The sequence below is a fragment of the Sphingomonas sp. UYP23 genome (genome assembly GCF_054059235.1).
Genome location: NZ_JBSSBX010000001.1, coordinates 3,951,340 through 3,965,488, shown reverse-complemented (window position 1 = coordinate 3,965,488; position 14,149 = coordinate 3,951,340). Strand labels below are relative to the sequence as shown.

Annotated in this window: 11 protein-coding genes; 5 read left to right on the top strand and 6 right to left on the bottom strand. The window is 67.9% G+C overall.

Going from position 1 to position 14,149, the window contains the following annotated elements; all coding sequences use genetic code 11:
* Nucleotides 1–2 precede the first annotated feature (2 nt).
* The 4 genes from ACVWYO_RS19545 (at nucleotide 3) to ACVWYO_RS19530 (ending at nucleotide 6,970) form a co-directional block, all read left to right on the top strand.
* Nucleotides 3–1,622: an alpha-amylase family glycosyl hydrolase gene (locus ACVWYO_RS19545; RefSeq protein ID WP_457353645.1), complete on the top strand. Its 1,620-nt coding sequence runs from the start codon at nucleotides 3–5 to the stop codon at nucleotides 1,620–1,622.
* Complete coding sequence (locus ACVWYO_RS19540) at nucleotides 1,619–3,139, top strand: tryptophan halogenase family protein (RefSeq protein WP_457353643.1); 1,521 nt, start codon at nucleotides 1,619–1,621, stop codon at nucleotides 3,137–3,139. Before ACVWYO_RS19545 ends, ACVWYO_RS19540 begins: the two co-directional genes overlap by 4 nt.
* An 18-nt stretch (nucleotides 3,140–3,157) precedes the next feature.
* Nucleotides 3,158–5,647, top strand: a complete 2,490-nt coding sequence (locus ACVWYO_RS19535; RefSeq protein WP_457353641.1) for a TIM-barrel domain-containing protein — start codon at nucleotides 3,158–3,160, stop codon at nucleotides 5,645–5,647.
* A 183-nt stretch (nucleotides 5,648–5,830) separates the two neighbouring features.
* On the top strand, nucleotides 5,831–6,970 hold the full coding sequence (locus ACVWYO_RS19530) for an aldose epimerase family protein (RefSeq protein WP_457353638.1): 1,140 nt from the start codon (nucleotides 5,831–5,833) through the stop codon (nucleotides 6,968–6,970).
* Here ACVWYO_RS19530 and ACVWYO_RS19525 read toward each other — a convergent pair.
* The 5 genes from ACVWYO_RS19525 to ACVWYO_RS19505 form a co-directional block, all read right to left on the bottom strand.
* Complete coding sequence (locus tag ACVWYO_RS19525; RefSeq protein ID WP_457353636.1) at nucleotides 6,967–8,082, bottom strand: ABC transporter permease; 1,116 nt, start codon at nucleotides 8,080–8,082, stop codon at nucleotides 6,967–6,969. The two genes, ACVWYO_RS19530 and ACVWYO_RS19525, sit on opposite strands and share 4 nt — an antisense overlap.
* Nucleotides 8,079–9,227 carry an ABC transporter permease gene (locus tag ACVWYO_RS19520; protein ID WP_457353633.1) on the bottom strand — a complete coding sequence of 383 codons (1,149 nt, stop codon included), beginning with the start codon at nucleotides 9,225–9,227 and terminating at the stop codon, nucleotides 8,079–8,081. Before ACVWYO_RS19520 ends, ACVWYO_RS19525 begins: the two co-directional genes overlap by 4 nt.
* Entirely contained in the window at nucleotides 9,224–10,222 is a 999-nt protein-coding gene (locus tag ACVWYO_RS19515; protein WP_457353631.1) for an HlyD family secretion protein, read from the bottom strand. The genes ACVWYO_RS19520 and ACVWYO_RS19515 overlap by 4 nt, the downstream gene beginning before the upstream one ends.
* On the bottom strand, nucleotides 10,219–11,670 hold the full coding sequence (locus ACVWYO_RS19510) for a TolC family protein (RefSeq protein ID WP_457353629.1): 1,452 nt from the start codon (nucleotides 11,668–11,670) through the stop codon (nucleotides 10,219–10,221). Before ACVWYO_RS19510 ends, ACVWYO_RS19515 begins: the two co-directional genes overlap by 4 nt.
* Nucleotides 11,671–11,786: 116 nt before the next feature.
* Nucleotides 11,787–12,671, bottom strand: coding sequence for an aldo/keto reductase family oxidoreductase (locus ACVWYO_RS19505; RefSeq protein WP_457353627.1), 885 nt, complete (start codon nucleotides 12,669–12,671; stop codon nucleotides 11,787–11,789).
* A gap of 96 nt (nucleotides 12,672–12,767) precedes the next feature.
* On the opposite strand from ACVWYO_RS19505, the gene ACVWYO_RS19500 reads away from it, so the two are divergent.
* Nucleotides 12,768–13,667 carry a LysR substrate-binding domain-containing protein gene (locus ACVWYO_RS19500; protein ID WP_457353625.1) on the top strand — a complete coding sequence of 300 codons (900 nt, stop codon included), beginning with the start codon at nucleotides 12,768–12,770 and terminating at the stop codon, nucleotides 13,665–13,667.
* On the opposite strand, the gene ACVWYO_RS19495 is transcribed toward ACVWYO_RS19500, so the two are convergent.
* The gene (locus ACVWYO_RS19495) at nucleotides 13,668–13,994 is read right to left on the bottom strand and encodes a PilZ domain-containing protein (protein ID WP_457353622.1); all 327 of its coding nucleotides are present in this window, start codon (nucleotides 13,992–13,994) and stop codon (nucleotides 13,668–13,670) included.
* Nucleotides 13,995–14,149 lie beyond the last annotated feature (155 nt).

Here is a 14,149-nt window from a genome sequence, read left to right as displayed (position 1 = left end):
CTATGCCCGCCCCTGCCGTCCAGCCCGATCCCGCCGCCCCTGCCCCCTGGTGGAAGGGCGCCGCCATCTACCAGATCTATCCGCGCAGCTTCGCCGATTCGAACGGCGACGGGATCGGCGACCTTAACGGCATCACCGCACATCTGGAGCACGTCGCCTCGCTCGGAATGGACGCGGTCTGGCTGTCGCCGTTCTTCACCTCGCCAATGAAGGATTTCGGCTATGACGTTGCGAACTATCGCGATGTCGACCCGATCTTCGGCACGCTCGCCGATTTCGACGCGCTGATCGCGCGAGCGCATGCGCTCGGGCTGCGGATCATTATCGACCAGGTCTATTCGCACACCTCGAACGCGCACCCGTGGTTCGAGGCGAGCCGCGCGAGCCGATCGGGCGACAAGGCCGACTGGTACGTCTGGGCCGACGCCAAGCCCGACGGCAGCCCGCCATCGAATTGGCAATCCGTTTTCGGCGGCCCGGCCTGGACCTGGGACGCGCGGCGCCAGCAATATTATCTCCACAACTTCCTCAAGGAACAGCCGCAGCTCAACGGGCACAACCCGGCGGTGCAGCAGGAACTGCTCGACACCGCGCGCTTCTGGCTCGATCGCGGGGTCGACGGCTTCCGGCTCGACGCGATCAACTTTGCGATGCACGATCCGGCGCTGACGGATAACCCGCCTGCCCCTGCCACCAACCGCGCACGGACACGGCCTTTCGATTTCCAGCTCAAGCTCCACAATCAAGGCCATTCGGACATTCCGCCGTTCCTCGAGCGGATCCGGGCGTTGCTCGACGAGTATGGGGCGGGCTTTACCGTCGCCGAGATCGGTGGCGAGGATAGCGATCGCGAGATGAAACTGTTCACCGCGGGCGGCAAGCGGCTCGACAGCGCGTACAGCTTCGATTTCCTCTATGCCGAAGCGCTGACGCCAGACCTCGTCGTGGACTCGCTCGCGCGCTGGCCGAACGATCCGACGATCGGCTGGCCGAGCTGGGCGTTCGAAAATCACGACGCGCCACGCGCGGTGTCGCGCTGGACCAGCCCCGACCATGCACGGGCGTTCGCGCGGATGAAGCTGCTGCTGCTCGCGTGCCTGCGCGGCAACATCTTCCTGTATCAGGGCGAGGAGCTCGGTCTGACGCAGGTCGACATCGCGTTCGAGGATCTGCTCGATCCCGAGGCGATCGCCAACTGGCCGATGACGCTGTCGCGCGACGGGGCCCGCACGCCGATGCCGTGGACGGGCGCAGCGCTCGACCTCGGCTTCGGCAGCGCGACGCCGTGGCTGCCCTTCGGTGGTGATCACGCTACGCTCGCGGTAGACGTGCAGGATGCCGATCCGGACTCGCAGCTCAATTGGACCCGCCGCGTGATCGCCGCGCGCAACGCGCATCCGGCGTTGCGGTCGGGCAATTTGCGCATGCGCTACAGCGACGCGGCGGTACTGGCGTTCGAACGCGAGGACGACGGCGAGCGGTTGCTATGCCTCTTCAATATGAGCGCTTCCGCGCGTGCCTGGCCGGCGGGTGTCGAGCAGCCCGGCACGACCTTGCTCGCCACCGACGAGCCCGCGGCAACCACCCTTCCCGCCTTTGCCGGGTTGGTGCTGCGCTTGTGAGCCCTGCCCCCAAGGACTTCGCGCGCGACACGGCGATCGTGATCCTTGGCGGCGGAACCGCGGGCTGGATCGCGGCGTGCCTGATCGCGCATCGCTGGCCGAACGCGCGAGTGACGCTCGTCGAAAGCCCCGAGATCGGCATCGTCGGCGTCGGCGAAGGCTCGACCCCGCAACTGAAAGCTTTCTTTGACCAACTCGGCATCGCTGAAGCCGAGTGGATGCCGGCGTGCGATGCGACCTACAAGCTCGGCATCGGGTTCGACGGCTGGTCCGATCGTCAGGGGTTCGAGCGCTATTTCCATCCCTTCCCGACCGCGCTCAACAGCCATACGACAAGCGCGTTCTTCTACAACACGCGCGCCCGCCGCACCGGCCGCGACGTCGCGGCGCACCCCGACCAGTTCCTGCTCCCGGCACGGCTCGCGGCGGCGGGATGCGCGCCGCAGCCCGCCGAAAGCTTTCCGTTCGAAGTGAGCTACGGCTATCACTTCGATGCCTACAAGGTCGGCGCGTTCCTCGGCCGGCACGCGGTGGCCAAGCTTTGCGTCACCCACCTCCAGCACCGCGTCGAAGGCGTCGAGCGCCGCGCAGATGGCGGCATCGCGGCGTTGCTGTGTGGCGGCGGCGAGCGGATCGCAGGCGATGTCTTCCTCGACAGCAGCGGCTTTCGCAGCCTCGTGTTCGAGGGCACGCTTGGTGTCCCGTTCGTCGGCTATGGCGACTCGCTGTTCAACGATTCTGCGGTGGTCATGCCGACCCCGCGCGATGCGGCGGCGCCGGTGGCAAGCCAGACGCGCGCCACCGCGCTATCGGCCGGCTGGGTGTGGGGTATCCCGCTGACCAGCCGGACTGGCAACGGCTACGTCTATTCCGGTCACCACCTCAGCCGCGACCAGGCCGAGGCCGAATTGCGGGCGTATCTCGACGTCGGCGACGAAGGCACCGCGCGGCATCTCTCGATGCGCGTCGGGCGTGTCGCCGAAAGCTGGTCGCACAATGCGCTGGCGGTCGGGCTCGCGCAGGGCTTCCTCGAGCCGCTCGAGGCGACCGCGCTGCACATCGTCATCGCCACGGTCGAGGCATTCCTCGACGCGGTCGACGCAGACGGCTTCACCCCCGAGGCGCGGGCCCCCTTCAACGCGCGCATCGCCGCGCGCTACGACGGCGTTCGCGACTATATCGTCGCGCATTATCGTCTCAACCAGCGTCAGGTGGACCCGCACGGCTATTGGGCGGCGGCGCGCGCGATCGAGCCGTCCGACACGCTCAAGTGCGTGATGTCGGCCTGGTTCACCGGCGCCGATCTCGCCGTTGAGGTCGAACAGCGCGACATCGCACGCTATTACAACGCGATCAGCTGGCACTGCCTCTTCGCGGGCTACGGCACCTTTCCAGAGGACGCCCGGCTTGTTCCCCCCGGCCCCGATATTGAGCGGATCGACATGGCCAAGATCGACGACTTCCTGCGCCGCTGCGCACTCAATTTCCGCCCCCATACCGACCACCTCCCCCGGTAATCTGTTGAGAGACCTGTCATGAAACGCCTCCCCCTCGCGCTGCTGCTCGCGACCGTCGCGCTGCCGCTCACCACCGTCGTCGCGCACGCCCAGAGCGCTGCCCCCGCGCCGACCCTCACTCCGGCAAAAGACGGCGTCGAAGTCACCGCGGGCGCGCTGAAGATGCGGCTGATCGCGCTCGGCGACGATCTCGTCCGCGTCCGCATCGCGCGTGGCGGCGTCTATCCCGAGGACGCCAGCTGGGCGGTCCTCCCCGCGGAGCGCAAGACCCGCGTGGCGGTCACGCCAACCGCGGACGGCTTCACCACCGACAAGCTTCGCGTGCGGATCGGCGCTGGGGGCGCGGTGACGTTCGAGACGCTCGACGGCAAGATCATCTCCGCCGATGCGGCGCCAGCGACCGTCGACGGCAAGGCCTTCACGCTGACCAAGAGGCTGCCGATCACCGAGCATTTCTACGGCCTCGGCGACAAGACCGGCGGGCTCGACCGCCGCGGCAAGGCGTTCGTCGACTGGAACACCGACGCGTTCGGCTTTTCGAGCTCGGACGATCCGATCTACAAGTCGATCCCGTTCTTCGCCGCGACCGGTGGTGCGGGCGGCAGCTATGGTATCCTGCTCGACAACACCTACCGCACCTGGTTCGATTTCGGCCACAAGGATGCCGAGACGCTCGCGTTCGGCGGCCCCGACGGCCCGATCGACTATTATTTTCTCGCCGGGCCGACGCTTGCCGACGTGACGCGGCGCTATGCCGGGCTCACTGGCCGCGCGCCGCTCGCGCCGAAATGGGCGCTCGGCTATCAGCAGTCGCGCTACAGCTACATGTCCGCCGACGAGGTGCGCGAGATCGCGCGACACCTGCGCGCCGACCGCGTGCCGACCGACGTGATCTGGCTCGACATCGACTATCAGGACCGCAACCGCCCCTTCACCACCAACCCCAAGACCTTCCCCGAGCTGCCCAAGCTCGTCGCCGACATGAAGGCCGAGGGGATCAAGCTGGTCGCGATCACCGATCTCCACATCGCCAAGGTCGATAGCGGCTATGCGCCCTATGCCAGCGGCAAGGCGGCCGACGCCTTCGTCAAGAATCCCGACGGCAGCGACTATGTCGCGCCGGTCTGGCCCGGACCGTCGGTCTTCCCCGACTTTACCCAAACCACATCGCGCAAGTGGTGGGGCACACTCTACAAGGGCTTTCTCGACGACGGTATCGCGGGCTTCTGGAACGACATGAACGAACCGGCGATCTTCAACACGCCGACCAAGACGATGCCGCTCGACACACGGCACCGCATCGCCAGCGACGATTTCGCCGGCCGCACCGGCGATCATCGCGAGATCCACAACGTCTACGGCATGCAGAACACGCGCGCGACCTATGACGGCCTGCTCGCGCTGCGCCCCAATGAGCGCCCATTCGTGATGACGCGCGCTAGCTATGCCGGTGGGCAGCGCTATTCGGTTACCTGGACCGGCGACAACAGCGCGACCTGGGACCATCTGAAACTCTCGGTCCACCAGATCATCAACCTCGGCCTGTCAGGCTTCGCCTACAGCGCCGCCGACGTCAGCGGCTTTGCCGGTGGTCCGAGCCCCGATTTGCTGACCCGCTGGTTCGAGATCGGCGCGTTCACCCCCGTCTTCCGCGATCACTCGGCAACCGGCACGCCGCGGGTCGAGCCGTGGGTCGACGGCCCCGATCATCTCGCGATCCGCCGCCGCTTCGTCGAGGAGCGCTATCGTCTCATGCCGTATTTCTATGCGCTGGCGGACCAGAACAGCCGGCTGGGCGATCCGATCATGCGCCCCGTCTTCTACGATTACCCAAGCGCGGCGAACATGGGCTGCGATCAGTCGATGGCGTTCACGCTCGGCAAGGCGCTGCTCATTGCACCGCCGCCAAGCCCCGAATCACCGCAGCGCTACGACGTCTGCCTCCCCGCTGGCGGCTGGTATGATTATTGGACGGGCCAGCGCGCTGGCACGCCCGAGCCGACCACCGCCGGCCCGATCCAGTCGGCGACGCAAGCTGTGCCCACCGAACATGCCAAGGGCGACCGCGTCAGCGAAACCCCGCGGCTCGATCGCCTGCCGGTGTTCGTCCGCGCGGGCACGATCCTTCCGCGCCAGCCGCTCGTCCAGAGCACCGCGCAGACCCCGTCGGGGCCGCTGATGCTCGATCTCTATCCGGGCGAGGATTGCGTCGGCACTCTCTACGAGGATGACGGCACCACGCTCGCCTATCAGCGCCGCGGCTATTTGCGCCAGACCGTCCGTTGCAGCGCGACCGCGAACGGGCTGACGATCGCGTTCGACGCGCGCGAGGGCAGCTTCACCCCGTGGTGGAAGCAGATCGCCGTTACGGTACATGGCTGGACCGGCGTCGCCAAAGTGTCGCAGAATGGCAAGCCGATCGCCGGGCAGTTGGACGGCGCTGCGGGAACGCTGGCCTTCACCGTCGCCGCGCCGGTGCGGGCGACACAGATCGCGCTGACGCGCTGATCGGGCGTACCAAGCCGGGCGCGGCGACGCGCTCGGTTCGGTCCTGTAGCCGTCACCGTCTCCAAACGCCGACGCCAACGAGGCCTTGCGCTTTGCCTTCTGTTGTCTGACTATAAGCACGAGGGGTTCGCGTCGATTTCGCATCGACCGCCCCGCGTCACTAGACTCCTGGAAGGGATTGCCATGCCTCGGAATTTTGCGCTCGCGGCGCTTGCGCTCGGCTTTGCCGCGCCCACGGCGGCGACTGCCGCAAGTGCGGATCGCGCGCCCTTTGGAACGCTTGCCGACGGCAGCCCGGTCGAGGTGGTTACCCTGACCAATAGCCACGGGATGCGCGCGCGAATCCTGAGCTATGGCGCGATCCTGCAGGGGGTCGATGTTCCCGACCGCGACGGCAAGCTCGCCGACGTGACGCTCGGCTATGCCGATATGCAGGGCTATCTTGCCGCGCCCAACTATTTCGGCGCGACGGTCGGGCGCTATGCCAACCGGATCAAGGCGGGGCGTTTCACGCTCGACGGCAAAGGCTATACGCTTGCGCTCAACAACAAGACCAACGCGCTGCATGGCGGCGTGAAGGGGTTCGACAAGCGTCCATGGCGGATCGTCGAAGTCGCGAGCGGCGCCACCCCGCACGTGACGCTCGCTTATACCAGCGCCGATGGCGAGGAAGGCTATCCCGGCGAGCTTCAGGTCACTGCGACCTATTCGCTCAACGACGCCAACGAACTCACGGTCGATTATCGCGCGACGACGAACAAGCCGACCGTCGTCAACATCACCAATCACAGCTTCTTCAATCTCGGCGGCGAAGCGGCGCAGCGGTCGATCTACGACGCGGTGCTGACGATCCCCGCCGATGCCACGACCCCGGTCGATGCCACGCTGATCCCGACGGGCAGCTTTCGCCCAGTCGCCGGGACGCCGTTCGACTTCCGCAAGCCGATGGTGATCGGCAGCCGGATCCGCGACGCGCGCGATCCGCAGATTGTCTTTGGCCAGGGCTATGATGAGAATTACGTGCTCGCCCGCACCGTCAGCGCGACGCCGCGGCTTGCGGCGCGCGTCTCCGATCCGGTGAGCGGGCGCACGATGGAAGTCCTGTCGAACCAGCCGGGCGTCCAACTCTATACCGGCAACTTCCTCGACGGAACCGCGGTTGGCAAGTCGGGCCATGCCTATCGCCAGGGCGACGGCATCGCGCTCGAGCCGCAGGTGTTTCCAGATACGCCCAATCAGCCGACTTTGGGGTCGGCGCGGCTCGACCCGGGGCAGACCTATCGTAACGTGATCGTCTACCGCTTCTCGGTCGCGCCGCGCTAACGTTCGGGATCGGTCGCCGCCGCGCAACGCGTCAGCAGCCAGGCGGCGAGCGCACCATAGACCAGTGCCTCAGCCGCCAGCGCGACGGCATCGCCCGCAACGTCGCTCAGTCGCGCCCCCATCTGGTTGAGCGGCACGAAGATATGCACTGCGAGCGTCGAGGGCACGAGATGCGCCAGCGCCGCCAGCCAGGCGGGCATCTGGTCGAGCGGCCAGGCCGAACCGGTCAGGAAAAAGAGCGGCACCGACGTTGGCACCAGCACCGCCATCGCGCGCTCCGAGCGATCGAACAGCCCGCCGAGGAACAGCCCGAGCGCCGCCACCGCTGCGGCGAAGAGCGGCACCGTCAGCAGCAAGGCGGGAATGTTGCCGCCGCGCGGCACGTCCTGCAGCCAGAAGATGAAGCCGAAATAGAAGAAGGCGGCGAACACGCCGAGCAGTGTCATCGCCGCCCAGGCCCCGAAAAATGCCGCGCGGCGCATCGGCGGGGCACCATGCTCCCGCCGTCCAGCGACGAAGGTCGCGACGCCGAACAGCAGCGTCTGCTGGAGGATCACGCTCGCCACCGCGGGAAAGACATAGTCCTTATAGCCGGCGCTGGTGTTGAACAGCGGCTCCTGGATAACGCGGACCGGGGTGCGCAGACCCAGGGCGCGCGCCGCGCTTCCAAGCCGACGCTCGGCCGCACCGGCGAGCGCCGCGCTCACCGCCTCGCCGATCGCGCTCGCGCGCAGCAGATACGCCGCCTTGACCCACACGCCGACCCCGCCGCCGGGCGCACCGGTCAACAGCGACCGCGTCACGCCGCGCGACAGCAGGATGATCCCGTCCGCCTCGCCCGCGCGCATCCGCGCGGTCGCGCTGGGCATGTCGGCGACGGTATCGACGATCCGCACCCCGCGCGTCGCCGCGAGATCGCGCAGCACGTCGCGCGTCAGCCCGCTATCCTCCTGGTCGACGACGAGCACGGGAACGCGTTGCGCCGCTTCGTGCGCATACGGCGCGGGATAGTAAAAGGCGTAGAGCACGACCGCGAGCAGCATCGTGCTGACCAGCGTGCGCGACGTCAGCACCGCACGCCAGGTTTCCTCGAACCCTGCGCGAAAGCTCATGCCGCGCTCCGGGCGCTGCGCGCGATCAGCAGGACCGCAATCCCTCCGGCAAGGCCGACATAGGCGGTCAGCGTCAGCATCGGCCCACCCGCGGAGGACGCGGCATCGCCGACGAACTGCCCCATCTGCAGCGCGAGATAATGCGTCAACGGCAGGATCGCGCTGACGACACGGGCAAAGCCGCTGCCGCCGTCGAGCGGCAAGGTCGCGCCCGAGAAAGCGAGCGCCGAGCCGGCATAGACGGCGCTTGCCGAAAGTCCGGTCGCGGTCTCGCGCGTCACCGCGACGAGCAACACCGAAATGCCCGCGGTGCCGAGATAGAAGAGCGACTGCCCCGCGACGATCAGCGCGATGCTACCCTCGACCCGCCATCCGCGCGCAAGCGTCAGATAGAGCAGCCAGACCACGCCCCACAGGCTCATCGCTGCGACATAGGGCAGCATCTTGCCGAGCAGTGCCGGCGCAACCCCGCCGCTCGCGTACGCCCAGGCGGCGAGCGATTTGTCGCGGAGCTCGCGGCCGAGCGCCATCACCGTCACGCAGGCGGTCAGCAGGTGCAGCACCGCCGGGTTGATGAGCGACAGCAGATACCATTCGAAACTCGTCGCAGCGTTGTAGAGCGCGGTGACCTGGACGGTGAGCGGCGTCACCCGGATCACCGGCAGCGCGTGGGCGCTCAACTGCGCGGCGACGAGATCCGCGCTTTCCGCTGTTACGGCACTCGTGATGCCGCGCACCGCTTGCGATCCGGTCGACAGGAAGCTCGCCTGATAGCGGATGTGGATCGCCGGCGCGGTGCCACGCGCAAGCCCACGCCCGACGCCGCGCGGGATCTCGACGATCGCCCAGGCCTGCTCGCGCCGGACCAGTGTCAGCGCGTCCGGCAGATCCCCCCCGACCGAGACGATCCGCACCGCCGGCGAGGCATCCACCGCGCGCACCAGCGCCCGGCTCGCGCTGGTCGCGTCATGATCGACCACCGCGATCGGCAGGTCGCGCGCGACGCCTCCAAAGAGCATCGCCCCCATCGCGAACAGCAGGGCGGCGGGCATCAGCGTCAGCATCGCCAGGTCCCAGCGGCACCCGCGCAGATGCGCCAACTCCGCCGACAGCGCGCGGGCAAACGCGCTCCCGAACGCGCTCATTGCGGCCAGTCGAACAACACGCTCATGCCGGGCCGCAGGTTGGCGAGCGTGCCGACGGGACGCAGCCGCACCTCGAACGAGCGCACGTCATAGCCCGAAGATTGCCGCGTCGCGCGCCACGTCGCGAAATCGGCGCGTGGTGCGATCCTGTAGATGCGGAATGTCGCGGTCGTCCCGAGGGCGGGGACCTTGCCGCTCAGCATCTTGCCCATGGCGATGCCGCGATACTGGTCTTCCCGCACCGTCATCGACACCCAGGGATGCGCGACGTCGATCACCTGATAGGCGGGAACGATCGGGCTGACCACTTCACCCGGCTGGACGAGCTTGCGCGAAACCTCGCCCGCGATCGGCGAGACCAGCCGCGTTTCTCCGCCAAGCGCGGTCGCCGTATTGAGCGCGGCGCGGGCGATATCGACCTGTGCCGCAGCGACCGCCTTGTTCTGCGGCCGCGCGCCCGCCAGCGTCTTGAGATATTGCTGGCGTGCGGCCTCGGCCTGGCGCGCGCTGCTTTCGCGAGCGGCGACGGCTTCGTCGCGCCGCTGCGCCGCGATCACGCCCTCGGCATAGAGCGTCTCGGACCGGCGGCTGGTGACCTGCGCCAGATTGGCCACCGATTGCGCCGCCAGCCAGACCGCCTTGACGCTCGCGACGTCTTCAGCGCGCGCGCCCTGCTCGGTCTCCGACTGCACCGCCTGCGCGCTTTGCAACGCGCCCTTGGCCTGCGCCTGCCCGCCGGCAATCTCGGGGCTCGACAGCTCGGCGAGCACCTGCCCGGCGCGGACATGAGCGCCCTCGTCGACGAACAGTCGATCGACGCGCGCCAGCGCCTTGGTCGCGACATTGACCTCGTCGGCATCGACCATTCCCTGCAACTGCTCGGGCGCGGGCCGACTGGCGAGCCACAGGCCGATCGCGAGCAGGATCGCGACCAGGATCAACGCGGCGTAGAACAGCGGCCGGAGGTTGCGTTTGCTACGCGGACTGTCGGTCATGGCGTCACTGGCCCCAGGCGGTGGTCGGCGCGCGCGAGATAGCCGCCGAAACTGTCGAGCTGGTGGCTGGCAACGAGCAGCCCCGCCAGCGCGAGATCATATTCATACGCCGCCGCGATCCGCTGGGTACGGACGGTTGCGATCGCCGCTTGGGCATCGATGACAGCCGCCGACGTCGCCTCGCCCTCGCGGAACGACAGCGCCTGGACGCGCAGATTCTCCTCCGCAGCCGCAACGCTGCTGTCGAGCGAGAGGAAGGTGCGTCGCGCGGTCTCGGTCAGATCATAAGCGCGGATCGTCTGCGTCGCGATCGTCTTGCGGATCTCGGCCGCGCTGTCGGCGGCGGCGCGCTCGCGTTCATGCGCCGCGTCGAGCGTCTTTCGGCGGTCGACGTTCGACAGCAAGGTCATCCGCACCGCGACACCTGCAATCCAGTCGGGCTCGGTCGGCAGCGCGTCGTTGCGGTTAAAATTATACTCGCCGAACGCGAACGCCTGCGGGCGATAGCGCGAGCGCGCCAGGTCAACCCCCGCCGCCGCGACCGCGCGCGCCGCGTCGGCGCCGCGCGCCTGCGGATGATCGGTCGCGGCGAGAAACTCGGCCTTGGGCGGCAGCGGCTGCGCGTTGACGAACAAGGCCGTGGTCGGCTGCACCCCGCCCTCGGCATCGAACAACCGCGCGAGCGTATCGCGCGCAGTCGTCGCTTCGAGATCGGCGCGCAGATAGGCACGGTCGGCGGCATCGCGCGCTACCTGGATTTCGAGCACGCGGGCGTGCGACAGGACGCCTTGCTGCTCCAGCTTGCGCGCGTCGGAAAGGTGGCGGTCGAAACCTTCGCGCGTCGCACGCGTCGAGGCGGCGAGCTGTTCGGCGACTTGCTGCCCAAAATAGGTGCGTACCAGATTGAGCTGCGACAGATCGCGCCCCTGCGCCTGCGTTGCCTCGGCGATGGCAACCCCGGCCTGGGCGCCGCGCTGGATCGCGGGGATCGCGCCGCCGGTGTAGAGCGGCAGCGCGGCGGTCACCGTCGGGCGAAAGGCCGAATCGCGCGTCTGGAAGCGGAGCGTATCGGGAATTGCCGACAAAAGCCCGGGCAGCGCCGCGCCGACGCGCTGTGTCACCTGGGTGACGATCTCCTGAAAGCCCGGCGGGAATTGCCCGGGCAAACCGGCAAGGAAATCGCTCGTCACGCCCGTCAGATCGTTCTTCGTCCCCGAAAGGTCGATCGCCAGCGTCTTCTGATATTCGACGAAACTCGCCGAGGCCGACACGACTGGCCGCCGCAATGCCTTGAGCGCATCGGCCGTCGCCTGTGCCGCGCGCACCTCATGATCCGCCGCGCTCAGCGCGCGCGAGCCCTTGCCCAGCGCCTGCGATGCCGCCTCGAAGCTCATCGCCACAGGCGCGGCGTCCTGCGCCGCAGCCGGCAGCGCGAGGAGCAAACTCACGCCTGCCGCACCGAAGGAAAGCAAATGGGCCATGCGGCAGCAATGCATCGACTTCGGCCTTGCGTGCAAGCCGCAGCGTAGTTGATCCTCACGCTGCGGCCCGCGCGAATCCGCGCTTAGGAATACGCCTCCGTCGACGCGATCGCATCGAGCGCCGCGACCGCCGTCTCGGGCAAGTCAATTTCGGCGGCTGCGAGGTTTTGCGCGAGATGCACGCGTGATGAGGTGCCCGGGATCAACAGAATGTTCGGCGATCGCTGCAGCAGCCAGGCCAGCGCAACCTGCATCGCCGTCGCACCCAATTCGTGCGCCACGCTGTCGAGCGCGCTCGACTGAAGCGGCGAGAAACCGCCCAGCGGAAAGAAGGGAACATAGGCGATCCCGTCCGCCGCCAGCGCGTCGATCAGCGCATCGTCCTCGCGGTGCGCGAGATTGTACTGGTTCTGGACGCAGACGATCTCGGCGATCCGCCGGCCCTCGGCAATCTGGGTCGCCGTCGCATTGCTGAGCCCGATATGGCGCACCAGCCCCTGCCGCTGCAGCTCGGCCAACACGGTGAGCGGCGCCTCGAGCGACCCTTCTGCCGGGCCATGCCCATCGCCTAGCATCAGGCGCAGATTGACCACGTCGAGCCTTTCGACCCCGAGGTTGCGCAGATTGTCGTGGACCGCCCGCGTCAGGTCGGCCTCGGAAAAGGCCGGGTTCCACGACGCATCGGCACCACGCCGTGCCCCGATCTTGGTGACGAGGGTCAGATCGTCGCGATAGGGGGCCAGCGCCTCGCGGATCAGCTGATTGGTGATGTGCGGGCCGTAGAAATCGCTCGTGTCGATATGATCGACCCCCGCCTCGGCGGCGGCGCGTACTACCGCGATCGCCGCGTCGCGATCCTTGGGCGGGCCGAATACGCCCGTCCCCGCCAGTTGCATCGCGCCATACCCCAACCGCTTCACCCGGCGCTCGCCCAGGCGATACGTCCCGGCCTTGTCGATACTCGTCATGCTGCGCTCCTCGCTCGATGGTGGCCAGCATGTAGCGCCCGCGCTGCTGTATGATTAGACGAGACAATCGGCACGCCCCGTGCGAAACCGCGCACAGTGGCCAGCCTGGAAGATCTTTCCGCTTTTCTCGCCGTGGCGCGCGCCGGCGGGTTTCGCGATGCTGCTCGCAGCGGCGGCGGCAGCGCCTCGGGGCTGAGCGAGGCGGTGCGGCGGGTCGAGGCGAGTCTCGGCGTGCGTTTGCTCCATCGCACGACGCGCAGCGTTCTCCCGACCGAGGCGGGCGCGCAACTCATCAGCCGCCTCACGCCGGCGCTCGCCGAAATCGAGGCCGCGCTCGATATCGTCAACGGTTTTCGTGATTCGCCGACGGGAACGCTGCGGCTCAATGTGCCGATCAGTGCCTCGCGGCTGTTCCTGCCCGCGATCGTGCCGCGCTTCCTCGCCGCCTATCCCGACATCCGGCTCGAGATCACTGCCGAGGACGGGTTCGTCGATATCGTCGAGGCGGGCTACGATGCGGGCATCCGCTATGACGAGCGGCTCGAGCAGGACATGATCGCGGTGCCGATCGGCCCGCGCGAACAGCGCTTTGCCGCCGCCGCCGCCCCCGCCTATCTCGCGCAGCACGGCGTTCCCGGCCACCCTCGCGATCTGCTGGACCATGCGTGTCTGGGCGGCCGCCCGACGGGCGGACGGGTGGGCCCATGGGAATTCGAGCGCGCCGGCGAAATCGTGCTGGTCGAGCCGAGCGGACCGCTCACCGTCGTCCATGCCGGAACCGATCTTGCGGTCGCGACGGCGATCGCCGGGACCGGGATCATCTTCCTGTTCGAAGACTGGCTGCGGCCGCATTTCGAAAGCGGTGCGTTGGTCCCGGTGCTGGAGGACTGGTGGCAAGCCTTTCGCGGGCCGTTCCTATACTATTCGGGTCGCCGCAATCCGCCCGCACCGCTGCGCGCCTTCATCGATTTTACGCGAAAACTCGCGGCGCCCTGATCAGGCCAGTTCAAGCGTCTTGCCGGTCAAGCGCGCAAAGGCGTGGTCATCGAGCGGTTCGCGAAACTGGCACCCCGCTTCATAGTCATCGGCCCAAATGATCGTCGCGATGATCTGCCCGATCTTGGGCAAGGTCAGCCAGATCATGGAGCCCTTGGTCATCGGCGAATAGGTGTGGATCTTGGCGCCGTGCAGCGAGATGTCGGTCACCTTGCACAAGGCGCGATCGAGCCCACCGCGCCCCATCTTGGCGTCGAGCGAGATCGGCGAGCGCGGGCTGCGGCGGCGCTCGGTCCGGATGGCGGGTTCGAATTCGGCGGCGATCATCGGCAATTCCTCCCCGCGGCGGTCGCGAGACGGCAAATCTATGCCTCTATCGTTAAGGCGCGGTTAGCGATGCCGCGACCACCCGAATTTCCGGGCCCAACGCAGAACCGGCCCGCTCCCCAACGGGGAACGAGCCGGCTCGAGCACGGGGCGCC

What these genes read in the sequence shown, in the direction of transcription:
- ACVWYO_RS19545 (WP_457353645.1), top strand. Translation starts at nt 3, where the DNA reads ATGCCCGCCCCTGCCGTCCAGCCCGATCCCGCCGCCCCTGCCCCCTGG.
- ACVWYO_RS19535 (WP_457353641.1), top strand. Translation starts at nt 3,158, where the DNA reads ATGAAACGCCTCCCCCTCGCGCTGCTGCTCGCGACCGTCGCGCTGCCG.
- ACVWYO_RS19530 (WP_457353638.1), top strand. Translation starts at nt 5,831, where the DNA reads ATGCCTCGGAATTTTGCGCTCGCGGCGCTTGCGCTCGGCTTTGCCGCG.
- ACVWYO_RS19525 (WP_457353636.1), bottom strand. Translation starts at nt 8,082, where the DNA reads ATGAGCTTTCGCGCAGGGTTCGAGGAAACCTGGCGTGCGGTGCTGACG.
- ACVWYO_RS19520 (WP_457353633.1), bottom strand. Translation starts at nt 9,227, where the DNA reads ATGAGCGCGTTCGGGAGCGCGTTTGCCCGCGCGCTGTCGGCGGAGTTG.
- ACVWYO_RS19515 (WP_457353631.1), bottom strand. Translation starts at nt 10,222, where the DNA reads ATGACCGACAGTCCGCGTAGCAAACGCAACCTCCGGCCGCTGTTCTAC.
- ACVWYO_RS19505 (WP_457353627.1), bottom strand. Translation starts at nt 12,671, where the DNA reads ATGACGAGTATCGACAAGGCCGGGACGTATCGCCTGGGCGAGCGCCGG.
- ACVWYO_RS19495 (WP_457353622.1), bottom strand. Translation starts at nt 13,994, where the DNA reads ATGATCGCCGCCGAATTCGAACCCGCCATCCGGACCGAGCGCCGCCGC.